Source organism: Paeniglutamicibacter sp. MACA_103 (assembly GCF_045798555.1).
GTDB lineage: Bacteria > Actinomycetota > Actinomycetes > Actinomycetales > Micrococcaceae > Paeniglutamicibacter.
In genome coordinates, this window is record NZ_JBIXLN010000146.1 from 1 (window position 1) to 221 (window position 221).

General features: G+C 57.0%; 1 rRNA gene. It reads left to right on the top strand.

The features are described from left to right. Nucleotides 1–100: ribosomal RNA gene (locus tag ACIPVK_RS21905) — 16S ribosomal RNA — on the top strand; the annotation flags it as partial. Nucleotides 101–221: the final 121 nt, after the last annotated feature.

The following is a 221-nucleotide window of genomic DNA, read 5'->3' on the forward strand; positions in this document are numbered from 1 at the left end:
AACCCCTTGTGGGAGGGAGCCGTCGAAGGTGGGACCGGCGATTGGGACTAAGTCGTAACAAGGTAGCCGTACCGGAAGGTGCGGCTGGATCACCTCCTTTCTAAGGAGCAACTAACACCAAGCGACCACGCCACAGTGCGAGGAACCGTGGGTGTTCAGTGCTGCTCGCATCCACCACTTGTGTTGGTGGGCGAGTGCTCAAGGGTGGAATATCAACAAAT